General features: G+C 72.2%; 13 protein-coding genes and 1 pseudogene. 11 read left to right on the forward strand and 3 right to left on the reverse strand.

Annotated features, from left to right (window positions below):
* The first annotated feature begins 50 nt into the window (after positions 1-50).
* The 4 genes and pseudogenes from ABT369_RS04405 (at position 51) to ABT369_RS04420 (ending at position 8,528) form a co-directional block, all read left to right on the forward strand.
* Positions 51-1,523 carry a C40 family peptidase gene (locus tag ABT369_RS04405; protein ID WP_350610249.1) on the forward strand — a complete coding sequence of 491 codons (1,473 nt, stop codon included), beginning with the start codon at positions 51-53 and terminating at the stop codon, positions 1,521-1,523.
* A gap of 165 nt (positions 1,524-1,688) precedes the next feature.
* Positions 1,689-6,461, forward strand: coding sequence for a hypothetical protein (locus ABT369_RS04410; protein ID WP_350610250.1), 4,773 nt, complete (start codon positions 1,689-1,691; stop codon positions 6,459-6,461).
* Between the two features lie 171 nt (positions 6,462-6,632).
* Positions 6,633-7,850 (forward strand): annotated as a pseudogene (locus ABT369_RS04415) (DEAD/DEAH box helicase); the annotation flags it as partial.
* Positions 7,851-7,922: 72 nt separating this feature from the next.
* Entirely contained in the window at positions 7,923-8,528 is a 606-nt protein-coding gene (locus ABT369_RS04420; RefSeq protein ID WP_350610251.1) for a putative glycolipid-binding domain-containing protein, read from the forward strand.
* 5 nt (positions 8,529-8,533) lie between these two features.
* On the opposite strand, the gene ABT369_RS04425 is transcribed toward ABT369_RS04420, so the two are convergent.
* The gene (locus ABT369_RS04425) at positions 8,534-8,980 is read right to left on the reverse strand and encodes an Lrp/AsnC family transcriptional regulator (RefSeq protein ID WP_350610252.1); all 447 of its coding nucleotides are present in this window, start codon (positions 8,978-8,980) and stop codon (positions 8,534-8,536) included.
* Between the two features lie 185 nt (positions 8,981-9,165).
* On the opposite strand from ABT369_RS04425, the gene ABT369_RS04430 reads away from it, so the two are divergent.
* Entirely contained in the window at positions 9,166-9,393 is a 228-nt protein-coding gene (locus ABT369_RS04430) for a BldC family transcriptional regulator (protein ID WP_350610253.1), read from the forward strand.
* Here the strand turns inward: ABT369_RS04430 and ABT369_RS04435 are convergent.
* Positions 9,356-9,988 carry a UbiX family flavin prenyltransferase gene (locus tag ABT369_RS04435; protein WP_350610254.1) on the reverse strand — a complete coding sequence of 211 codons (633 nt, stop codon included), beginning with the start codon at positions 9,986-9,988 and terminating at the stop codon, positions 9,356-9,358. The genes ABT369_RS04430 and ABT369_RS04435 overlap by 38 nt on opposite strands.
* A gap of 86 nt (positions 9,989-10,074) precedes the next feature.
* Here ABT369_RS04435 and ABT369_RS04440 point away from each other — a divergent pair, with 86 nt between their 5' ends.
* The 5 genes from ABT369_RS04440 (at position 10,075) to ABT369_RS04460 (ending at position 16,239) form a co-directional block, all read left to right on the forward strand.
* Positions 10,075-11,535 (forward strand): menaquinone biosynthesis decarboxylase, encoded by a 1,461-nt coding sequence (locus ABT369_RS04440; RefSeq protein WP_350610255.1) that lies wholly within the window; start codon positions 10,075-10,077, stop codon positions 11,533-11,535.
* Entirely contained in the window at positions 11,532-12,443 is a 912-nt protein-coding gene (gene mqnP / locus ABT369_RS04445) for a menaquinone biosynthesis prenyltransferase MqnP (protein WP_350610256.1), read from the forward strand. Before ABT369_RS04440 ends, mqnP begins: the two co-directional genes overlap by 4 nt.
* A 323-nt stretch (positions 12,444-12,766) precedes the next feature.
* Positions 12,767-14,080, forward strand: a complete 1,314-nt coding sequence (locus ABT369_RS04450) for a glycosyltransferase 87 family protein (RefSeq protein ID WP_350610257.1) — start codon at positions 12,767-12,769, stop codon at positions 14,078-14,080.
* 16 nt (positions 14,081-14,096) lie between these two features.
* Positions 14,097-14,579 (forward strand): PH domain-containing protein, encoded by a 483-nt coding sequence (locus ABT369_RS04455; RefSeq protein ID WP_350610258.1) that lies wholly within the window; start codon positions 14,097-14,099, stop codon positions 14,577-14,579.
* The gene (locus tag ABT369_RS04460) at positions 14,563-16,239 is read left to right on the forward strand and encodes a mannosyltransferase family protein (RefSeq protein ID WP_350610259.1); all 1,677 of its coding nucleotides are present in this window, start codon (positions 14,563-14,565) and stop codon (positions 16,237-16,239) included. The genes ABT369_RS04455 and ABT369_RS04460 overlap by 17 nt, the downstream gene beginning before the upstream one ends.
* Before the next feature lie 241 nt (positions 16,240-16,480).
* Here ABT369_RS04460 and ABT369_RS04465 read toward each other — a convergent pair whose 3' ends face one another.
* The gene (locus ABT369_RS04465) at positions 16,481-18,430 is read right to left on the reverse strand and encodes a SpoIIE family protein phosphatase (RefSeq protein WP_350610260.1); all 1,950 of its coding nucleotides are present in this window, start codon (positions 18,428-18,430) and stop codon (positions 16,481-16,483) included.
* A 92-nt stretch (positions 18,431-18,522) separates the two neighbouring features.
* On the opposite strand from ABT369_RS04465, the gene ABT369_RS04470 reads away from it, so the two are divergent.
* Positions 18,523-22,929 (forward strand): HAMP domain-containing protein, encoded by a 4,407-nt coding sequence (locus tag ABT369_RS04470; RefSeq protein ID WP_350610261.1) that lies wholly within the window; start codon positions 18,523-18,525, stop codon positions 22,927-22,929.
* Positions 22,930-22,959: the final 30 nt, after the last annotated feature.

A 22,959-nucleotide genomic window follows, 5' to 3' on the forward strand; every position in this document is an offset into this window, starting at 1 on the left:
CGCGTCCACCTGCGGTTTTGCGGCAACGCACCCGCATGCGGCCGGGACCGGTGAGGACCGCGGTCGTGGTGTGCGGGATGCTCTGCGCCCTCATCGCGCGCCCCGCCTACGCCGACCCGGGAAGCGACATTCCGGACACCGGCTCGCGGCCGGTCGCCTCCGGCGAGCTCCTCCTGCCGGGCGCCTCCGGTGCGGCCACCCTGCCGCCGGCCACCACGACCACCCAGCGCGGGCCCAAGGCCGCCGAGCTCGCCCAGCTCGAGCTGACCGTCGCCCAGCTCGGGGAGAAACGCAACCGGGCCTCGACCGACCTCGACACCGCGCGCAACACGCTGGCCGACGCCCAGGTCAAGCTCACCGAGGCGGGCAAGCGCGTCGAGGAGCAGCGGCAGCGGGCCGACGACGCCGCGGCCGAGGCGTACAAGCGCGCCCAGCAGCTCGGACCGCTGAACGGCTACGCCAACGATCTGCACCAGTTCGGGCTGATCGCGCCCGGGCTCGGCGGGCAGCCGGGCGGCCAGGGGGCGGCCCGCGACCTGCTGCGTGCCCAGGAGGCCGAGTCGGCCGCACGCCAGGAGGTCCAGGCGGCCCAGGACGCGATGCAGGCCGCGCAGGGCACCTACACGCCGGTCGACACCGAGTTCCAGGCCAAGAACACCGAATACGTCAACCTGCGCGCCCAGAACGACCAGCTCGTCCTCCAGCTCGAGGCCGAGCAGGACGCGGCCGAGCAGGCGCTGAGCCCCAACCTGGCCGACAACCCGAACATCGACGGGATGGTCGCCAACCCGAAGGCCGTCCAGGCGCTGAACTACGCGCTGAGCAAGGTCAACATCGCCTGGTACGTCTGGGGCGACGAGGGCCCCGACACGTTCGACTGCTCCGGTCTCGCCTACTGGGCGTACGGCAAGGTCGGCGTCCGCGTCCCGCGCGTCGCCGCCGACATGTACCACGGCACCCACGCCATCCAGGTGACCAAGAACAGCCTCGGCGACCAGCTGCTCCCCGGCGACCTCGTGTACTTCGCCACCGACAAGAGCGACTGGCGCTCGATCTACCACATGGGCATCTACATCGGCGGCGGCAAGATGGTCAACGCCCCGACGAGCGGCCAAAAGGTCAAGATCGCCGAGGTACGCTGGTCGAAGCTGTACGGCGCGACCCGGATCTTCGACGCGGTCCCCGGCCCCGGCGCGAACCCGACGACCTCCGCACCGCCGACCAACGGTGGCGGCGGCGGGACGAACCCGTCGAACTCGGCCTCGCCGACGCCGTCCAACTCGACGTCGCCGTCGCCGACGCAGAGCACCTCGCCCTCGCCGTCGACCGAGCCGTCTTCGTCGGCGCCGCCCTCACCCACGGCCAGCCCGTCGGAGAGCCCGTCGGTGAATGAGTCGGAGCCGCCGAAGACGCCGACCAAGCCCTCCGCGGGGGCGGCGTCCTCGCAGCCGGCCACGGCCCAGTCCTCGGCGGCCGGCGCGAGCACGGAGGCCAAGACGTCGGCGAGCGCCTCGGGAAGCTGACCCCTTTCCGGGGGTTGTGATGCGAACCCTTGCTAAGGGTTGTGATCCAAAACCCGACGGACTCCGATCCAGCGCTGCGTGACTCGATGTGGCACCGTGGACCCGTTGACTGACGGACGGGGAGCCCGTCGGGCACGTAATGATGCCCGTCTCATGGAGGCAGCGATGGACGATCGGGAGACTCGGGACGGAACACGCGGCGAGGCGGCTCGCAGCGGCCCGCCGCCGGGCGACGGCGCCGACCTGCCGCCGTTGCCGCCCCCGCCCCCCGTGGGCGCGGAGCTGCCGCCGGAGCCCTCGGACGAGGAACTGCCCGACCAGGCGTACGAGCCGCCGCCGACCCCGGTGGACGGCGCGCTCTGGCCAGGGGCGAACCCGTTCGAGTCGGCGGGTGGCCAGGAGGAGGACGACCCGGAGCTGGCCGCGATGATGGCCGCCTTCGGCGACACCTCGGCCCCTGCGGCCCCTGCGCCTGCGGCCCCTGCCCCTTCAGCGGCGGCCCCTGAGTCGGCCCCGTCCGCGTGGGACCCGTTCGCGCCGTCGTCCGCACCCCCCGCGTCCTCTTGGGATGCGTTCGCCCCACAGGCTCCGGCGCCCTACTCGGTGCCGACCTCGGAGCCTTTTGCGGGTGGACAGCAGGGAGCCCACGCCGACGAGCCGAGCTCCGCGCCACCGGCTTCCGCGCCACCGGCCTATGAGCCGCCGGCTTACGCGCCCTCCTCGGCGCCTCCGTCTTACGAGCCGCCGGCTTACACGCCCTCCTCGGCTCCTCCCGCCTACGAGCCGCCGCCCTTCGCGTCCTCCTCGGCACCACCGGCCTACGAGCCGCCGGCTTACGCGCCCTCCTCGGCTCCTCCCGCCTACCAGCCTGGTGCCTATGAGCCCGACGCCTACGCGCCCCGCTCCTCGTCGCCGGCCCCCGATCCCGACTCCGAGGTGATCTCGGCCGCGGTCGACGACTCCCCGGCGTTCCAGCTGCCGAGCCTGAACCCGTCCGCCGGCGTGTACGGGCCGCCCCCGACCGACCCGACGCCACCGCCCCCGTCGGCCCCTGAGCCCTACGCCGCGGACGAACCTTCGGACGGCCTGGCTCCCCCATTCGCCCCGACGCCGCTGGAGGGCTTCGCCCCGGCGGCCGAGGAGTCGGACTCATCGGACATTTCTGGCTCGTCGACCCCGCTGACCCCGATGGTGGGCCGCGCCACAGTGGCGGGCATCACGTCCCCGAACGCGGACTACGAGGAGATGCGGCACGAGGCCGGCACGTACCGCGCCACCGTCTACTCCTCCTCCGAGCCCGAGCCCCCGGCCTCTACTTCGGCGGAGCCGCCGCCCTACCAGCCCTTCGGCACGTCCTCGGCCGAGCCGGACGCCTCGTCGGAGCCGCCGCCCTACCAGCCCTTCGGCGCGACCCCCGCAGAGCCGGACGCCCCTTCGTCGGCGCCCGCCGAGGAGGAGCAGCCGCCGCTGCCGAGCCGCTCGCGCGCCCCTCGCCCCGCAGTGGAGTCGTCGTGGGACGCGTTCGCACGCCCGTGGAAGGCTCCCGAGCAGCCGGCCGCCGAGGCCGAGCCCCCGGCCTACAACCAACCGGCCGACCCGGCCCCGTCTTACGGCCCGCCGAGCGACCCGGCCCCGGCATACGGCGCGTCCAACGACCCCGCACCGTCATACGGCCCGCCGAGCGACCCCGCACCCGCCTACGGCCAGAGCGGTGACCCGGCCCCGTCCTACACGCCGGGCGAGTCGGCACCGTCCTCCGCGCCTCCCGCGTATGACCCGTTCAACGACCCCGCACCGGCATACGGCCAGGCCGCCGAGCCCGCGCCGTCGTACAGCCCACCGGGCGAATCGGCCCCGTCCCACTTCCCGCCCGGCGAATCGGCCCCGTCCTACTCACCGCCCGGCGAGCCGGCGCCCGCGTATGGGCAGGCCGACGAGCCGGCTCCCGCGTTCGGTCAGGTGAGCGAGCCGGCGCCGGTGGTCCACCCGTTCGCGATTCAGCGGTCGCAGGTGCCCCCGGCCGATGCGCCGAGCGACGGTCTCCCCAACGCCGGTTCGCCGTTCGCCGGAGCCGGAGCCGGAGCCGGGGCTGGTGCCGCGGTCGCTGGGGCTGCTGTCGCGGCCGCGCGGGCCAGCGCTTCGGTGCCGGGCCTGCACACGGTCAGCGCCGAGGAAGCGGCTCAGGCGGCCCGGGGGTCGACGCCCACCGTGTATCGCGGTGGCGGCGCCGTCCCCACCGACCAGTCCGCCGCGAGCGATTCGCCGTCCGAGGACGAGCCCGCCGAGCCGATCCCCGGCCCGACGCCCTCACCGTTCCCGAGCCCGGAGCCGACCCCGCAGCCCGAGCCCTCGCCGTTCCCGCCGGCGCCGACTCCCGAGCCGATCCCGCACCCGTACCCGCCCGCGCCCGAGCCGGAGCCCATCCCCCAGCCGGAGCCCACGCCGCAGCCCGGCCCGGAGCCGGGGCCGTTCCCGCCGCCCCAGCCGCAGCCGCCGTTCCCCGGCCCGTCGCCGTTCCAGCCCGGCCCGTTCCAGCCCAGCCCGTTCCAGCCCGGCCCGTTCCAGGCCCCGGACGCACCCGACGCACCCGCCTACAACCCGCCCCCGATTCCGGGCACGCCGGACGCACCGGCGTACAACCCCCCGCCGATCCCGGGCCCCCCCGCCTACAACCCACCGCCGATCCCCGGCACGCCGGACGCACCGGCGTACAACCCGCCGCCGATCCCGGGCACCCCGGCCTACAACCCGGCGGGCTTCCCGCCCCCGATCCCCGGCACGCCCGACGCACCGGCGTACAACCCGCCACCCATTCCGACCACGCCCGACGCACCGGCCCCGGCGTACAACCCGCCGCCGATCCCGGGCGCCCCGGCGTACAACCCGGCGGGCTTCCCACCGCCGATCCCCGGCACGCCCGAGGCACCGGCCTACAACCCGGCCGGCTTCCCGCCGCCGATCCCGAGCACGCCGGGCTACCCGGGCGCGCCCGGCCTGTCGACGCCGCCCGAGCCGCCCGGCCCGCCGAGCTTCAGCCCGCCGCCGATCCCGGATGCCCCGGCCTACGGAGTCCCCGACTCGCAGCCCGGCCCGTCGTTCGGCGGAGCCAGCGCCCCGTCATCCGGCGCCCCGACCTACGGAGTGCCGGACTCCCAGCCCGGCCCGTCCTTCGGCGGAGCCAGCGCACCATCGTCCGGAGCCCCGTCCTTCGGCGCGGCCAGCGCGCCGTCGTCCGGCGCGCCCTCCTACGGAGTGCCCGACTCGCAGCCCGGCCCATCGTTCGGCGGAGCCAGCGCACCCTCATCCGGCGGGCCCTCCTATGGCGTCCCGGACTCGCAGCCGGCCTCGTCGTTCGGGCCCGGCGGCGGATCGGCGTACGGGCTGCCCGACAACAGCCCCGCCCCGCCCTTCGGCGGCGACCGAACCCCGCCGCCCGTCTCCAGCTCCCCGTTCTTGGTGGCCGAGGAGCCGCCCCCGCTGCCGGCCAACGCGGGCACGGACACGAGCAACGACGCCCAGCCCGCCGACGAAGGCAACCGGGGCGGCGCGGAGGGTGGCGGCCAGCCGCAGACGCCCGCGTACTCGATGCCCTCCGCGGAGCACCCGTGGGGCCAGAACGGCGAGGCGTCCGCAGAGCAGCCGCCGCCGGTGCAGCAGGGCTGGAACCGCCCCGGGTACGTCGCGCCGCTCCCCGGCCAGCAGAGCTGGGGCCCGCCGCCCGGCCAGCCCCCGCACGGCCAGCCACCGCACGGCCAGCCCCCGCACGGGCAGCCGCAGCCGGGCTGGCAGGGTCAGCCGCAGCCGCAGCCGCCCCAGCCCCAGCCGGGCCAGCCGGGCTGGCAGCCGCCGCAGCACCCGCCCCAGCAGCAGGGCTGGAACCCGCCCGGCCAGCAGCCCCCCGTCCAGGGCTGGCAGCCCCAGCCCGGGCAGCCCCAGCCGGGCTGGCAGGGTCAGCCGCAGCCGCCCCAGCCCCAGCCGGGCCAGCCGGGCTGGCGCCCACCGCAGCCCCAGCAGCCGGGCTGGCAGCAGCAACCGGGCTGGAACGCACCCCAGTCGGCCCCACCCGCGCAGCAGCCAGGCTGGAACCAGCCGCAGTCGGCCCCGCCCGCGCAGCACCCGGGCTGGAACCAGCCCCAGTCGGCCCCGCCGGCCCAGCAAGGCTGGAACCAGCCGCAGAGCGCACCCCCGGCCCAGCAGGGCTGGAACCCGCAGCAGCCGCCCCAGTACGGTCAGCAGCCCCCGCAGCAGTACGGGCAGCCTGCGTACGGGCAGCAGCCGCCACCCCAGTACGGACAACCGCAGTACGGCCAGCAGCAGCCGGGCTGGAACCCGCCCGGCCAGCCGCCCGCCTGGGCACCGCCGCCGGTGCCGGGCGCGCCGGGAACGGAGAGCGACGAACATGAGGTACAGCAGCAGAACTGGCCCGGCACCGGGGGCTATCCGCCGCCGGCCAACCGCGCGCCCGGCAGCGTCTACCCGTCCAGCGGCGCGCCTTCGCAGCACGGACCGGAGCACGGCCAGCCCCCGGCCATCCCTCCGCCCGACAAGGAGGGCGAATTAGCCGAGGATGAGGCGGAGTCCGAACAGGACGAAGCCGAAGTCGCGGAACCGGCCCCAGCGGCCGACAGCTACGGGAAGTGGGCCCGCAACGAACGGGCCTCCGCCGGCACGGTTTACGGCGGGAAGGGCGGCGCATCGCCGACGCTCCTCCCCGCCGTCGACGGCGAGGGCAGCTCGTTCGAGAACACCGGGTCACTCACCGGGCACATTCTGAGTCAGGGCACCGAGGAGTCGGACGACGACGAGGAGCCCCGCAAGTCCGGCGATCGCCGGGTGTGGATCATCATCGGAGTGTTGGTGGTCGTACTCCTGGTGGGCGGCTACTTCGCCGTCACGTTCGCCCACAACCTCATCGACGGCGTGAGCTCGCCCAAGTGAGGCGCGACACGGCGGCTGGGACCGTCCGGGGCAGATCGGATACTCTTAACCGTTCTCCAATCGGAAGGTCCCAGCTCCTTGCTGCTCGCTGACCCCAGCTCGTATCCCTCCCTCTTCGAATCGACCACCGAGCAAGAGCCGGCCACCGGGCCAGGGTTCGCGAGCCTCGGACTGCCGCACAAGCTGGTGCGGGCGCTGGCCAAAGAGGGCATCACTGAACCGTTCCCGATCCAGTCGGCGACCGTCCCCGACGTGCTCGCCGGCCGCGACGTGCTCGGCCGCGGCCGCACCGGCTCGGGCAAGACGCTCGCGTTCGGCCTGCCGCTGCTCGCCCGGCTCGCCGCCTCCGGCCGCTCCCGGCCGCACGCGCCCAAGGCCCTGGTCCTGGTGCCGACCCGCGAGCTCGCGATGCAGGTCAACGACGCGCTGACCCCGCTGGCCAAAGTGCTCGGCCTGTTCTGCAAGACCGCCGTGGGCGGCGTGCCGTACGACCGGCAGATCTGGTCCTTGGAACGCGGTGTCGATGTGCTGGTGGCGACGCCGGGCCGGCTCGGAGACCTCATCAAGCGGGGCGCCTGCCGCCTCGACGCGGTCGAGGTCACCGTGCTCGACGAGGCCGACCAGATGGCCGACATGGGCTTCCTGCCCGAGGTCACCGAGATCCTGGGCCAGACGCCCGCGACCGGGCAGCGGCTGCTGTTCTCCGCGACGCTGGACAACGACGTCGACGCGCTGGTGGCGAAGTTCCTGGTCGACCCGGTGACGCACTCGATCGAGCCGCCGGTGGCCTCGGTGGGGTCGATGGATCACCACGTGCTGCTGGTACCGCCGCATGACAAGGTGGCCATCGCCGCCTCCATCGCCGCTCGCAAGGGTCGCACGATCCTGTTCGTGAAGACCCAGCTGGCCGTGGACGAGCTGGTGGAGCAGTTCGCGCGGGTCGGCGTGCGGGCCGGGGCGCTGCACGGCGGCAAGACGCAGCGGGTGCGGACCCGCACGCTGGCCGAGTTCCGCGAGGGCTCGGTCGACGTGCTGGTCGCGACCGATGTGGCGGCGCGCGGGATTCACATCGACGATGTTTCTCTGGTCGTACACGTGGATCTCCCGCGGGACCAGAAGGACTATCTGCACCGGGCCGGCCGCACGGCTCGGGCCGGGGCCGCGGGCACGGTCGTCTCGCTGGTGCTGCCGCGGCAGCGACGGCGGGCGGCGGCGCTGCTGGCCAAGGCCGGCGTCACCCCCAACGAGCTGCGCGTTCGCGCGGGCGACCCGGCGCTGGCCGAGGTCACCGGCGCTCGCCAGCCGAGCGGGGTGCCGGTGCGCATCTCGTACAACGCGAACCCGGCCGCTCACGCGGGAGCGCCCGGCCGCCGGCGCATGAACGACCGGCGCCCGCCCCGCAATCGATAACCCTCGGTAGCGAGGCCCACACGAACGCTCGCGGTCGAGTACGGTCCGGGGATGACCGTGCTACCGCGGGCGTTCGCCTGGCAGCGGACCGACACCGTCGGCGGAGAGTTCGTCACCCTGGACGACAGGCGGGGCCTGCACGCCAAGGGGGTCGCGTTCGCGGCGGACAACGCGCTGTACACCTGCCGCTACGACCTGCACACCGACGAGTCGTGGGCGAGCACCCGGCTGGAGGTCGCCGTCGAGGGCGCCGGCTGGCTGCGGACCCTGCGCATGGAGCGGGCCGCCGGGCGCTGGCGGGTCACCACCAGCGAGCAGGGCAACCTCGAGCGGGTCCTCCCGACCGCGGCGATGTCGGGCATCGAGGAGCCGGATCGGCTGCACCCGGTGCTCGACGTGGACCTGCACAACTCGCCCCTGACCAACACGCTGCCGATTCGGCGCCTGGGGCTGCACCGCGCCGAGCCCGGCACCAAGGTCGAGATCGAGGCGGCGTGGGTCCTGCTGCCGAGCCTGGCCGTCCTGCCCTATGCGCAGAGTTACGAGGTCGTGGCGAAGAGCCGGATACGGTACCGCTCTGAGAACTTCGTCGCCGACCTCGACATCACCGACGAGGGTTACGTCGCCGAATATTCGGGCCTGGCGACGCTCGCATGAACGGTTCAGCCGGCCGGCCGGATCCGCCCCTCCCATTTCGTGGAAAGCGCGACGGTGGTGCGGGTCCGGGCCACGCCCCTGACGCGGTTCAGGTCCACGATGAGCCGTTCGAGATCACCGATCGTTTTCACCCGCGCCTTGCACAGAAACGATTCCTCGCCGGCCATGAAGTAGCACGACTCGATCTCTTCGCGTTCGCGCAGGGCTTCGAGAACGGCGTCGGTGTCACCGCTGCTGTCCTGCACGATTCCGATCACGGCGGTCAGCGGCAGGCCCAGCGTCTCGGGCTCGACCTCGGCCCGGTAGCCGCGGATGACGCCGGAGGACTCGAGCTTCCCGACGCGTTCGTGCACGGCCGGGGCGGAGAGGCCGACCTTCCGGGCGAGCTCCGCATATGGAAGCCGGGCGTTGTCCCGCAGGAGGTCGATGAGTTGTCGGTCGATCGCATCCATCGCGACAAGCCTAACGGTCCGGCTTTTAACACAGCTAAATACCCAGAAGTGCGTTTTCCTCGTTTCCCGGACACGGCACGTGAGCGGTGCTGTAATGGGCGTACATCCCAGGATGACTCGCGCTTTCAGACTCGCAGCATGGGGGTGCGCGAGCCCGGCGAGCCACCCAGGGTAAAGGAGGGGCCGTGGAGACGGGAGATCGTCTGCTGACGCCCGGTGAGGTCGCTGCCTTGTTTCGCGTCGATCCGAAGACGGTGACACGTTGGGCCGCGGCCGGCCGGATCAGCAGCATCCGAACCCCGGGTGGACACCGGCGGTTCCGGGAATCCGAGGTGAGGGCGTTGCTCGAAGGGGACGACGCTCTTGATGACACCTCTAACGGGAATGGCCGAGCTCACCCGACCAACGAGTGAACAGGCTGTGCGATACGGCGACGGCGTCGAGAACTTTGCCGGCGACGAAATCGACCAGCTGAGCGGCCGTGGCCGCGGCACCGGCGGCATAGAAGCCGGGGCTCGCGGGCAGGATCACCGCACCCGCGTCGTGTAATGCGATGAGGTGCTCCAGGTGACTGCGTGTCACCGGGGTCTCGCGTGGCACGACCACGACCGGGCGGCGTTCCTTGAGGTTCACCTCAGCGGCGCGCTGAAGGAGGTCCTTGGACAAACCGATGGCGATACCGGCACATGCGGCCGTGCTCGCCGGCACTACCAGCATGCCCTTGACCGGGTATGAACCGCTGCTCGGCCCGGCCGCCAGGTCACCGGCCGGCCAGTAGGCGACGTCGGCGCTCTCGAGCGTCCGGCCGAGCCAGGCGGCGAGATCGTCCTTCCAGTGCGCGTCCCGGAAGGACACTCGGGTCTCGTCGAGGATCGTGAGCCGCGCCGCGCGGGACACGACGAGGTCGACGGCCTCGCCGGCGTCGAGCAACGCCCGGATCACGGCCGCCGCATACGGCGTGCCGGACGCCCCGGACACCCCGACGACCCACGGCCTGCGCTGATACACGCGACAACTCTGCCACGGCGGCTGCGAAAGGCCGGGCAGGGAGGGGCGCCGACGAAAATGTCGTACCCGGTTGCGAGGATGCAGGCATGGCTCGCGGATTTCCCTATGCAGACCTCAACGAGTTTTTGGCCGCCCTGCAGAAGGCGGGAGAGCTGCATCGGGTCGCGGCGCCGGTCGACCCGCACCTGGAGATCAGCGAGATCGTCACCCGCACCGTGCGGGCCGGTGGTCCCGCCCTGCTCTTCGACAAGCCGACCCGCGGCGACATGCCGGTGGCGATCAACCTGTTCGGCACCGAGCGGCGCACGGCGATGGCGCTCGGCGTCGAGCACCTCAACGAGGTCGGGGTCCGCATCGGCGAGCTGGTCAAGCCCGAGCTGCCGGTCGGCTGGGCGGGCATCCGCGACGGCATCGGCAAGCTCATGCAGCTCAAGTCGGTGCCGCCGAAGCACGTCAAGACCGCGCCCTGCCAGGAGGTCGTCTACAAGGGCGACCAGGTCGACCTCAACAGGCTGCCCGGCCTGCAGGTGTGGCCCGACGACGGCGGGATCTACCACAACTTCGGCCTGACCCACACCCGGCACCCGGAGACCGGCAAGCGCAACCTCGGGCTCTACCGCCTCCAGCAGCACAGCCACAACACGATCGGCATGCACTGGCAGATCCACAAGGACTCCACGGCGCACCACGCGGTCGCGGAGCGGCTCGGCCAGCGGCTGCCGGTGGCGGTCGCGATCGGGGCCGACCCCGTGGTCTGCTACACCGCGAGCGCGCCGCTGCCCTCCGACATCGACGAATACCTGTTCGCGGGCTTCCTGCGCGGCGAGCGGGTCGAGATGGTCGACTGCCTCACGGTGCCGCTGCAGGTGCCGGCCAACGCGCAGATCGTGCTGGAGGGCTACCTCGAGCCCGGCGAGCGGCTGCCCGAGGGCCCGTTCGGCGACCACACCGGCTTCTACACGCCGGTCGAGGACTTTCCGGTGCTGCACGTGACGTGCATGACGACCCGGAAGCAGCCGATCTACCACTCGATCATCACCTCGAAGCCGCCGCAGGAGGACCACGGCCTGGGCAAGGCGACCGAGCGCATCTTCCTGCCGCTGCTCAAGCTGCTGATCCCGGACATCGTGGACTACGACCTGCCGGCCGCCGGGGTGTTCCACAACTGCGTGATCGTCTCCATCCGCAAGCGATACCCGAAGCACGCGCAGAAGGTGATGAGCGCCGTCTGGGGCGCCCACCTGCTGTCGCTGTCCAAGCTCATCGTGGTCGTGGACGACGACTGCGACGTGCACGACTACGCCGAGGTCGCCTTCCGCGCGTTCGGCAACGTCGACTACAAGCACGACCTGCTGCTGACCGAGGGCCCCGTCGACCACCTCGACCACGCGTCCTACCAGCAGTTCTGGGGCGGCAAGGCGGGGCTGGACGCCACGCGGAAGACGCCGGCCGAGGGCTACCATCGCGGCTGGCCGGAAGAGATGATCATGTCGCCCGAGGTCGTGGCGCGGGTCGACAAGCGCTGGAGAGAGTATGGGTTCAAGTGACGATCGCTGAGGCACCCCCTAGCCGGGTCAAGGCGTTCCTTCGGCTGGTCGCGATCGAGCACTCGGTGTTCGCGCTGCCGTTCGCCTACCTGGCCGCCCTGACGGTGATGACCACCACCGGCGGCGACCGGCCCCGCGTCGGCTGGCTCGACCTGCTGCTGGTCACGATCGCGATGGTCGGCGCGCGCACGTTCGCGATGGCCGCCAACCGGATCATCGACCGGCACATCGACGCGCGGAACCCCCGCACGGCCCGGCGCGAGCTCGTGACCGGCGCGGTGAGCGTGCGCACGGCGTGGACGGGCGCGATCGTCGCCATCGTCGTGTTTCTGGGGGCCGCGGCCCTGCTCAACCCGCTCTGCCTCGCCCTGGCGCCGCTGGCGGTGGTGCCCCTGATCGTGTACCCGTACGGCAAACGCTTCACCAACTGGCCCCACGCCATCCTGGGCATCGCGCAGCTGGTCGGGCCGGTCGGCGCCTGGCTCGCGGTCACCGGCGACCTGCGCGGCTCCGGCCCGGCGTGGGTGCTCGGCGCCGCGGTCGGGCTCTGGATCGGCGGCTTCGACCTGATCTACGCCTGTCAGGACACCGAGGTCGACCGGGAGATCGGCGTGCACTCGGTGCCGGCCCGCTTCGGCGTGCCCTTCGCCCTGCGGCTGTCGAGCATCGCCCACGTCGTCACGTTCGGCCTGTTTGTCTGGTTCGGCCAGCTCGTCGGCCTTGGCTGGCTGTGGTGGATCGGCCTCGCGATCACGGCCGTGGCCTTCGTCTACGAGCACGCGATCGTGCGCCCGAGCGACCTGTCCCGCGTGAACCGCGCCTTCTTCACGGCGAACGGGTTCGTGGGGATCGCCCTGTTCGTGTTCGCGCTGCTCGACCTCGTGGTCCGCGGCGGGCTACGAATCTGACGATGGGCGCCTCTACGATGCCGCAGATGGCCGACGACCCCGAGGACCGCTCAAGCACCCACCCGTCCCCCGCGCGGGCTGGGGCTGCCGCCGCGGGACCGTCGTCGGCCGCGGAGTCGACGTCCCCCGCACGGGCTGGGGCGCCCGCCAGCGGACTGTCGTCGGCCGCGGAGTCGCTCGCCGCCGCTCGTCCCCGCACCGCCCCGGACACGGCAGAGTCTCCCTCTATCGCCGAGTCGCTTCCCACCGCATCTCCCGCGGCTGGGTCCTCCGCAGCTGTGTCTTCCACGGCTGGGTCCTCTGCGGGTGTATCGTCCGCCGCCGTGTCCGAACGGCTGCCGGCGGCGCTCACGCGGTCGACGGCCGACCAGACGGCGGGGCCGGGCCGGGCAGCGACGGGCGCGGTGGCGGACGGACGGGCCTCCCTGGAAGCGGCGCCGGACGACGAAGTGCCGACGGGGCCGAAGAGCAGCGCGACTGCGGGCGGGGATCGGCCGTGGCGGCGGGCATTGCTCGCCGGATTCGGGATCTTCGCCGCCAGCAAGATCGCGCTCGCGGTCGTCACGGCGTTCTCGTGGATCGGGGAGAAGCGGCCCAACGTCACGACGACGTACATCGCGGCGCAGTGGGCCTCGCAGTGGGACTCGAAGTGGTTCATCGACATCGCGCAGCGCGGGTACTACCCGGATCCGGACAAGGCGCCCGCCGCGTTCTTCCCGATGTACCCGATGCTCATCCGCGCGCTCACCCCGCTCTGCCTCGGCAAGCCGTGGGTGGCCGCGTTGCTCGTCGCCAACCTCGCGTCGTTCGGGGCGCTGGTGGTGCTCTACCGGCTCACCGAGCGCGAGCTCGATCGCGTCGTGGCCGGCCGCACGGTGCTCTACCTGGTGGCGTTCCCGACCGCGTTCTTCCTGACCGCGGGCTACAACGAGGGGCTGTTCATCGGGCTCATGCTTGCGTCGCTGTACTGCCTGCGCCAGCAGCACTGGTGGTGGGCCGGCGCGTTCGGCGGGCTCGCGGTCTTCACCCGGTCCGCCGGGGTGCTGCTGGCGGCGGCGTTCGTGTGGGAGTACGTCCGCGTCAATCGCTTCAAACTGCGCAGTAGCGCGCTCGCGGTGCTGCTCGTCCCGGTCGGGGTGGCCGGCGTCGCGGCGTTCTCGATGAACGCGTACGGGGAGCCGTTCGCGTTCCTGAAGGCCCAGCGCTACTGGGGACGGCACCTGGACTGGCCGTGGGCGCCGGTCTGGCGCGGGTTCCAGTCGCTGCACAGCGGGTTCGGCCTGCGCTTCGGCTTCAGCGACGTGTGGGTGCACAACCTGCTGGAGCTGGCGACCGCGCTCGCGTGCATCGCGCTGCTCGTGCTGTGCTTCGTCGGGCCGTGGCGGCTGCGGCGCGACCAGTGGGTGCTGCCCCTGGTCGGCATCGGGCTCACGCTGCTCATGATCAGCTTCCCGTCGTCGCACATGCCATATCCGCTGTACTCGGCCTCGCGCTTCGGTCTCGAGGTCTTCCCGGCGTTCATGATCCTGGCGCGCATCGGGGCGTGGCCTTGGCTCGATCGGATCGTGATCGCCCTCTTCTTCATGCTGCAGGCGATTCTGGCCGCTTACTTCGTGCGGGGCGGCTGGGTCGCGTAATCGTAGGGATGTGCGGATGCGCAGCGGTGCCTTCTCCGAGCAGCCCGCCGCCGATGAGCCGGACGGCCCCGAGCCGACGACCATGCGGTGGCGGGTCTCGCCCGGCTTCACGGCCCTCAAGTGCGCGGTCACGGTCGCGCTCGCACTCGGCGCCGCGTTCCTCGCCGAGGACCGACCGGCCCTGAGCGCGGCCATCGTCGCGGCCATCGTCGCCGGGGCCTACGCGCTGCGCGACCTCCTCGCGCCCGTCCGCCTCGCCGCGGACCCCGACGGCGTGACGGTCGTGTCGGGCTACGCGGGCCACCGCCACCTGGCCTGGCCCGAGATCGAGCGCGTCCGGCTCGAGTCGCGCACCCGCGCGGGCCTGCGCAGCGAGTTCCTGGAGATCGACACGGGCGACAACCTGCACCTGCTCAGCACGTACGACCTGAACGCCCGCCCGGCCGACGTCGCCGTCGCCCTGGACCGCATCCGGGCCGCCAGTGGCGCCACCGGCTGACCCGAGCCCGCCTCCGCCCGCGACTCCGACGACGGAGCCGCCGGGCGAGCCGAGCACGACGAACCCGACGCTCAACCCGAGCGCGGCGGGGGCAGCGACGGCGACCCAGCCGAACGCCGGGCAGACGGCGGCAGCGGCCCGCCCGAGCGCGGCCGAGACGATGACGGCGGCCCAGCCGAACGCGGCACAGACGGAGACGGCGACCCAGCCGAACGCGGCACAGACGGAGACGGCGACCCAGCCGAACGCGGCCGAGACGGCGGCGGCGACCCAGCCCGGCGCATCGACGGCCGCGCACCATAGGCGCCGGAAGGCTCCCGGTCAGAGGCGGCCGACCAGCGCCGGTAGCGAACCGGACGCGGCCGGGGACCGTCCTTGGCGGCGGGCGGCACTCGTCGGCGGCGGAGCCTTCGCCGCGAGCCGGGCCGGCCTCGCGGCCGTCTCCGTGTTCGCGTGGATCGGCGACCAGCAGCCGCACAGGACGCCCAGCCAGGTGGCCCGGCTGTGGGCGTCGCAGTGGGACTCCAAGTGGTTCGTCGCGATCGCCGAGCACGGCTACCAGCCCACGCCCGACGCCTCGCCTGCGGCCTTCTTCCCGCTCTACCCGCTCCTCATCCGAGCCGCCACGCCCCTGTGCCTCGGCCGGGCCTGGGTCGCGGCGCTGCTCGTCGCCAACGGAGCCCTGCTGGCCGCGCTCATCCTCTTGTACCGCCTCACAGACCTCGAACTCGGCCGAGCCGCCGCCGCCCGCGCGACGTTCTACCTCGTCGCGTTCCCGACCGGCTTCTTCCTGAGCGCCGCCTACAACGAGGGCCTGTTCCTCGCGCTCATGCTCGCGACCGTGTACTGCCTGCGCCGCCGCCTCTGGTGGTCCGCCGCCGCGCTGGGCGCCCTGGCCGCGACCACCCGCTCGGCGGGAATCCTGCTCGCGGCGGCCTTCGCGTTCGAGTACGTGCGGGTGCACCGCGGCATCCCCGCCTTCCGGCTCGGGGCCGCCGAAAAGCTCAGCACCACCGAAAGGCTCAACGCCGCCGAGAAGCTCGAGGGCGCCGGAAAGCTCAACGCTGCCGAAAAGCTCAGCGCCACCGCCAAGCGCAGGGGCGCCGGAAAGCTCAGAGGCACCGGAAATCTGCGGCACTGGTCTGAAATATGCGCTTTTATCGGCATCCCGTGCGGGCTCGGCGCGGTGATGATCGTGAACCAGAAGGCGTACGGCGACCCGCTCGCGTTCTCCCACACCCAGGCCGCGCACTGGGGCCGCCACCTGACCTGGCCCTGGGTGGCACCCATGAACGCCGCCCGGCACGCCGGCCCGTGGTTCACGGAGATCTGGGCCCACAACGTCCTCGAACTCACAACGGTCGCGACCCTCGCCGTGTTGCTGATCCCCTGGCTGAGACGAACGCTGGACCAGGCGATCTACCCGATGCTCGGCCTGGCGCTGGTGGCGTTCATGGTGAGCTTTCCCAGCCGGTACACGAGCGATATCCCGTATCCGCTCTACTCCGCGTCCCGCATCGGGCTCGAGGTGTTCCCCGCGTTCATGGCCCTCGGCGCGCTCGGGCGGCGCCCCTGGCTGGACCGCGCCGTGCTCGCCACGTTCCTGAGCACACAGGGCGTGCTCGCCGCCCACTTTCTGCACTCCGGCTGGGTGGCCTGAACGACGACCGTGTGACAAACCACCGCGGATAAGAAGATTAGGGCGAAAAACGGCACAAACGTGACAGTTGGCCACGAAAGGCGCTAAAAGCCAGCAAAGCGGGGAGCGCGCCGACGAAGCGGGGGGGTAACGGGGGCACGTCCGCGAGTCGGAAGCACGCCAGCGAAGCGGGAAACGCGCCGGTGAAGCGGCGAACGCGCGGGCGAAGCGGCGGAAAGCGCGGGCGAAGCGGCGGAAAGCGTCAGGCGTCGTTACGCACCGCGAAGATGGCGATGTCGTCCCGCGGGATCTCCGGCGAATAGCTCAGCGTCCGCGCCCGCAGCCGCGCCGCCACCACGTCCGCCGGGAAGCCGGCCAGGTTCGCCGCCTCCTCGCGCAGCCGTTCGACCCCGAACAGGTCGATGCCGCGGCGCCGCTCGGTAACCCCGTCGGTGAAGAAGATCAGCGTGTCGCCGGGGTCGAGCAGGACCTGGCTGCGCGGGGTGTTGATGGTGTCGAGCAGGCCCAGGGCAGTGCCGCAGGCGCCGACCAGCTCCGTGCTGCCGTCGGCGCGCAGCAGAACCGGCTGGTCGTGCCCGGCGAGGTGGAGCGTCACGTCGAGCCGGTTGTCCCCGCGGCGCAGGATCTGGGCCAGGCAGAGCGTGCAGAACCGCCCGCCGCCGCGCTCGAGCAGGGTCTCGTTCAGCCGTACGAGCACCTCGGGCAGCGGCCGCCCGTCGCGGACGAGGACCCTGGTCACGTCGCGGACCAGGCCGGTCACGGTCGCGGCCTGCACGCCCTTGCCGGAGACGTCGCCGACGACGACCATCCAGCGGCGGGCGGAGAGCGACACCACGTCGTAGAAGTCGCCGCCGACGTCGACGCCCTCGCCCGTGGGCACGTACTCGGCGCCGAACTCGACCCCCTCGGCCTTCGGCAGCTGGGGAGGCAGCAGCGAGCGCTGGAGGGTCTGGGCCACGCGGCGGCGCTCGGCGTGGATGTTGGCGTTGTCGATGGCGAGCGCGGCGCGGCGGGCGACGTCCTCGACGACGGCCACCTCCTCGGCGCGCTGCCAGGTGTCCCCCTTGCCGCCGACCACCAGCGTGCCGAGGTGCTGGTTGCGGGCGATGAGCGCGACGATGTAGCCCTCCAGGGGAGCACCGAGCGGCACCACGGCGTCGGTCCCCATCGCCTCCTTGAGCTGCGGCGCGGCCTGGGCGAGGGCGTCGAGGAGGCCGGCGACCTGGGACTCGTCGGCGTGCGTGGCCGCGGCCAGGCGCAGCTCGCCCCCGGCGTCCACGGCGTGGATGGCGGACCACTGCCCGAGCCGCGGCACCACCAGCCGCGGGATCAGCGCCAGCGTGAGCTCGACGTCCAGGGACTGGGCCAGCAGCTCGCTCGCGTCGGCGAGGAACGTCAGCCACGTCCGGCGATCGGCGTCGACGCGGCGCAGCCGGTGGTTCTCGACCAGCAGCGTGAGCCGGTCGGCGGCCAGGGCGGTGAGCGGCAGCGCATAGGGGCTGTTCACTCCCCCGGCTACGAACAGCTCGGCGCGCCACGGGCGGGCCACGCGCAGCGGCACCCGGCGGCCAGATCCGCCGCCGGCCGACTGGGTCTCGCCGCCGACGCGACCGTACGCCGTGACGGTGTGCGGCCCGTCGCCCTCGTCCACGGTGAGCGCCGCGCCCTGGGCCCCGATCGCCCGGCACAGCCGCTGCAGCAGCTCCTCGGCGAGCTCCTCCAGCGAGACGCCGGTGCCGGACCAGATCAGCGAGTCCACGGCGGAGGGCAGGTCGAACGAGGGCACGTCGGGGAGATCGACCGGCGTGACGTCGAGGCGGAACCAGACGCCCTTGCCGCCGGAGAAGTGCACGGTGCCCCAGGCCGTGGCCATCTGCTCGACGAGGAGCAGGCCGCGCCCGCGCTCAGGCAGCTCGCCGCCGGTCTCCAAGGATCTTGGCGTGACGACGCCGGGGCTGAAGTCCAGCACGGCGACGGTGAGCGAGGTGTCGCTCGCGGTGATCTCTAGGTCGACCTCGGTCCCGGCGTGCACGACACTGTTGGTGGTGAGCTCGGTGACGAGCAGCAAGGCCTCGTCGAGCACCGGGAGGAGGTCCCGTTCGTGCGCGATCGTCCGGATCGCCTCGCGGGCCAGACCGGGAGAGCTATGGTCGGCCGGGAGCCTGAGCCTCCGGACGGTCTGGGTTGTCACATCTCGCAGTCTCCACTGAACGGTGGTAACAATCCAACCTGAAGGACGACGATGGGTGGACACCGCCTGCCCCCGAGACCGGTGGAGACGCCATGACCACAGTCGACGAAGTCACCCGGAAGAGTCCGGAAACGCTGCTCCTCGAGGAGCTGTCCAAGGCGCTTGACCAGATGCTGTCCGGCAACCTGAAGATCAGGTTGAGCCGGCGCGACGGGCTGCCGGGCGAGGTGGTCGAGCGCTTCAACAGGCTCGCCGAGACCAAGCAGCGCCAAAATCGCGAGCTGCTGCGGATCAGCCGGGTCGTCGGCCGCGAGGGCCGGATGACCGAGCGGCTCGACGAGGAGGGCTTCGAGGGGGCGTGGCTCGACCACATCCGCGCGGTCAACTCGCTCATCGACGACCTCGGCCGCCCGACCACCGAGATCGCCCGCGTGATCGTGGCGGTGGCCGAGGGTGACCTGTCGCAGCAACTGGCCCTGGAGATCGACGGGCGGCCGCTGCGGGGCGAGTTCCTCACCATCGGCCGCACCGTGAACACGATGGTCGACCAGCTCTCGTCGTTCGCCGACGAGGTCACGCGGGTGGCCCGCGAGGTCGGCACCGAAGGCAAGCTGGGCGGCCAGGCCCAGGTCACCGGCGTCGCCGGCACCTGGCGGGACCTCACGGACTCGGTGAACTCGATGGCCGCCAACCTCACGGGGCAGGTGCGGTCGATCTCGACGGCGGCGACGGCGGTGGCCCGCGGCGACCTGTCGCAGAAGATCACGGTGAGCGCGAAGGGCGAGATCGCCGAGCTGTCGGAGACGATCAACTCCCTGGTCGACACGCTGCGGATCTTCGCCGAGCAGGTGACCCGGGTGGCCCGCGAGGTCGGCACCGAGGGCAACCTGGGCGGCCAGGCGGAGGTGCCCGGCGTGGCCGGCACCTGGAAGGACCTGACCGACAACGTCAACTCGATGGCGTCCAACCTGACCAGCCAGGTCCGCAACATCGCCCAGGTCGCGACCGCGGTGGCCCGGGGCGACCTCTCTCAGAAGATCACGGTGGCCGCCCAGGGCGAGATCCTGGAGCTCAAGGACACCGTGAACACGATGGTCGACCAGCTCTCGTCGTTCGCCGACGAGGTCACGCGTGTGGCCCGCGAGGTCGGCACCGAAGGCAAGCTGGGCGGCCAGGCCCAGGTCACCGGCGTCGCCGGCACCTGGCGGGACCTCACCGACAACGTCAACTTCATGGCCTCGAACCTGACCAGCCAGGTGCGGAACATCGCCCAGGTGTCCACGGCGGTCGCGCGGGGCGACCTCTCACAGAAGATCACGGTCGACGCCCGCGGCGAGATCCTCGAGCTCAAGAGCACCGTGAACACGATGGTCGACCAGCTCTCCTCGTTCGCCGACGAGGTCACCCGCGTGGCCCGCGAGGTCGGCACCGAAGGCAAACTCGGCGGCCAGGCCCAGGTCACCGGCGTCGCCGGCACCTGGCGCGACCTCACCGACAACGTCAACTTCATGGCCTCGAACCTGACCAGCCAGGTCCGCAACATCGCCCAGGTCGCGACCGCGGTGGCCCGCGGCGACCTCTCGCAGAAGATCACGGTCGACGCCCGCGGCGAGATCCTGGAGCTGAAGTCGACCGTCAACACGATGGTCGACCAGCTCTCGTCCTTCGCCGACGAGGTCACCCGCGTGGCCCGCGAGGTCGGCACCGAAGGCAAGCTCGGCGGTCAGGCCCAGGTGCGCGGGGTGGCCGGCACCTGGCGCGACCTGACCGACAACGTGAACTTCATGGGCTCGAACCTCACCGCCCAGGTCCGCAACATCTCGCAGGTCGCGACGGCCGTGGCCCGGGGCGACCTGTCGCAGAAGATCACGGTCGACGCCCAGGGCGAGATCCTGGAGCTGAAGTCGACCGTCAACACCATGGTCGACCAGCTCTCGTCCTTCGCCGACGAGGTCACCCGCGTGGCCCGCGAGGTCGGCACCGAGGGCAAGCTCGGCGGCCAGGCCCAGGTGAAGGGCGTCTCCGGCACCTGGCGCGACCTCACCGACAACGTCAACTCGATGGCGTCCAACCTGACCAGCCAGGTCCGCAACATCGCCCAGGTGACGACGGCCGTGGCCCGCGGCGACCTGTCGCAGAAGATCACCGTCGACGCGCACGGCGAGATCCTGGAGCTGAAGTCGACCGTCAACACCATGGTCGACCAGCTCTCGTCCTTCGCCGACGAGGTCACCCGCGTGGCCCGCGAGGTCGGCTCGGAGGGCAAGCTCGGCGGCCAGGCCCAGGTGAAGGGCGTCTCCGGCACCTGGCGGGACCTGACCGAGAACGTGAACCAGCTCGCCTCGACGCTGACCACGCAGCTGCGCGCCATCTCGCAGGTGTCCACCGCGGTGACCCGCGGCGACCTGACCCAGCGGATCGCGGTCGAGGCGCTCGGCGAGGTGGCCGAGCTCAAGGACAACATCAACCAGATGATCGTCACGCTCCGCGAGACCACGAAGAAGAACGCGGAGCAGGGCTGGCTGGACTCCAACCTGGCCCGCGTCGGCGGCCTGCTGCAGGGCCAGCGCGACCTCGGCGAGGTCTGCCGCATGATCATGGCCGAGGTGACGCCCCTGGTCGACGCCCAGATCGGCGCGTTCTTCCTGTCCGGCGCCGACCCGGAGATCGGGCTGCGGCTGCGCCTCGAGGCCTCGTACGGCTACGTCGCCCCCGGCGCCGACATCAGCTTCGCGCCCGGCGAGGGCCTCATCGGCCAGGCGTCGCTGTCCCGCCGGGCGATCCGCATGCAGGCCGCGCCCGAGGCGCGCCTGCGGGTGCGCTCCGGCGTGACCGAGACGGCCCCGGCCGACCTCGTCGTGCTGCCGGTGCTCTTCGAGGGCGAGCCGCTCGGCGTGATCGAGTTCGGCAGCGTCTCGCCGTTCAGCGACCTGCACCTGTCCTTCCTCGACCGGCTCGTGGTCACCATCGGCGTCGCGCTCAAGACGATCCTGGCCAACCGGCGCACGGAGGAGCTGCTGTCCCAGTCGCAGCGGCTCACCGAGGAGCTGCAGGACCAGTCGGCCGAGCTGCAGCGAACCAACGCCGAGCTGGAGGAGAAGGCGACGCTGCTGTCAGAGCAGAAGGGCAACATCGAGAAGCAGAACCGCGAGATCGAGATGGCGCGGCTCGGCCTGGAGGAGAAGGCGCAGCAGCTCGCGCAGGCGTCGCAGTACAAGTCGGAGTTCCTGGCCAACATGAGCCACGAGCTGCGGACCCCGCTCAACTCGATGCTGCTGCTGTCCCGGCTGCTGGCCGACAACCCGGACACCAACCTGACCGCACGGCAGATCGAGTTCGCGGCGACGATCCACAACGCCGGCTCCGACCTGCTCGCGCTCATCGACGACATCCTCGACCTGTCCAAGATCGAGGCGGGCCGGATGGACGTCGAGCCGGGTGAGGTCTCGTTCGATGAGATCCGGGCGTACGTCGAGCAGGCCTTCGCCCCGCAGGCCGAGGACAAGGGCCTGGACTTCACCGTGGCCACCGACATCGCGCTGCCCCCGGCCATCGTCACCGACCCGCAGCGGCTCCAGCAGATCCTGCGCAACCTGGTCTCCAACGCCGTCAAGTTCACCGACCACGGCACGGTGACGCTGGCCATCGGGGTCGCCCCGGCCGGCCTGGACTTCCAGGCGCCGACGCTCGCCGGGGCCCGCCGAGTGATCCAGTTCGCCGTCTCCGACACCGGCATCGGCATCTCGGACGACAAGGTGGCGCTCATCTTCGAGGCGTTCCAGCAGGCGGACGGGACGACCAGCCGGAAGTACGGCGGAACCGGTCTCGGCCTGTCGATCAGCCGCGAGCTCGCCCGCCTGCTCGGCGGCGCGATCGGGGTGACCTCGCAGGTCGGGCACGGTGCGACGTTCACGCTCTACCTGCCCGACGTCATCGCGACCGAGGTCACGCCGACCCTGCACCAGCAGCTGCACCAGTCGCTGCACCCGTCGCTGCCGATCCAGTCGCAGGCGCTGCCGCCGGCGAACCGGCCGATGCCCTCGGCCCCGCCGATGCTGCGCTCGCTGCCGTCGGCGGATCGCCGCTCGACCACCGCCGCGGCCCACCAGCTCGACGGCGCCACCGTGCTCATCGTCGACGACGACGTGCGCAACGTCTTCGCCCTCACCAGCGCGCTGGAGCTGCACGGGATGACGGTGCTCTACGCGGACAACGGCGCCGACGGCGTGCGCATCCTCTCCGAGCACCCCGACGTCGACATCGTGCTGATGGACGCGATGATGCCCGACCAGGACGGCAACGAGACGACCCGCGCGATCCGCCGCAACCGCCGCTTCGCGGAGCTGCCGGTGGTGTTCCTGACCGCCAAGGCGATGCCGGGCGACCGCGAGTCGTCCCTCGCCGCGGGGGCCAGCGACTACATCACCAAGCCGGTCGATCTGGACGAGTTGCTCGACGTCATGGCCGCGTGGGTGAACGGGGAGGGGCGGGCCGTCTGAGGCCTGTATCGAAGTGGAGGTCGGACGGGG

Source organism: Dactylosporangium sp. NPDC000244 (assembly GCF_040300725.1).
Taxonomy (GTDB): Bacteria; Actinomycetota; Actinomycetes; order Mycobacteriales; family Micromonosporaceae; genus Dactylosporangium.

Excerpts from the sequence above, each read along its gene's own strand:
- ABT369_RS04410 (WP_350610250.1), top strand. The coding sequence starts at position 1,689 with ATGGACGATCGGGAGACTCGGGACGGAACACGCGGCGAGGCGGCTCGC.
- ABT369_RS04420 (WP_350610251.1), top strand. The coding sequence starts at position 7,923 with ATGACCGTGCTACCGCGGGCGTTCGCCTGGCAGCGGACCGACACCGTC.
- ABT369_RS04425 (WP_350610252.1), bottom strand. The coding sequence starts at position 8,980 with ATGGATGCGATCGACCGACAACTCATCGACCTCCTGCGGGACAACGCC.
- ABT369_RS04440 (WP_350610255.1), top strand. The coding sequence starts at position 10,075 with ATGGCTCGCGGATTTCCCTATGCAGACCTCAACGAGTTTTTGGCCGCC.
- ABT369_RS04455 (WP_350610258.1), top strand. The coding sequence starts at position 14,097 with ATGCGCAGCGGTGCCTTCTCCGAGCAGCCCGCCGCCGATGAGCCGGAC.
- ABT369_RS04470 (WP_350610261.1), top strand. The coding sequence starts at position 18,523 with ATGACCACAGTCGACGAAGTCACCCGGAAGAGTCCGGAAACGCTGCTC.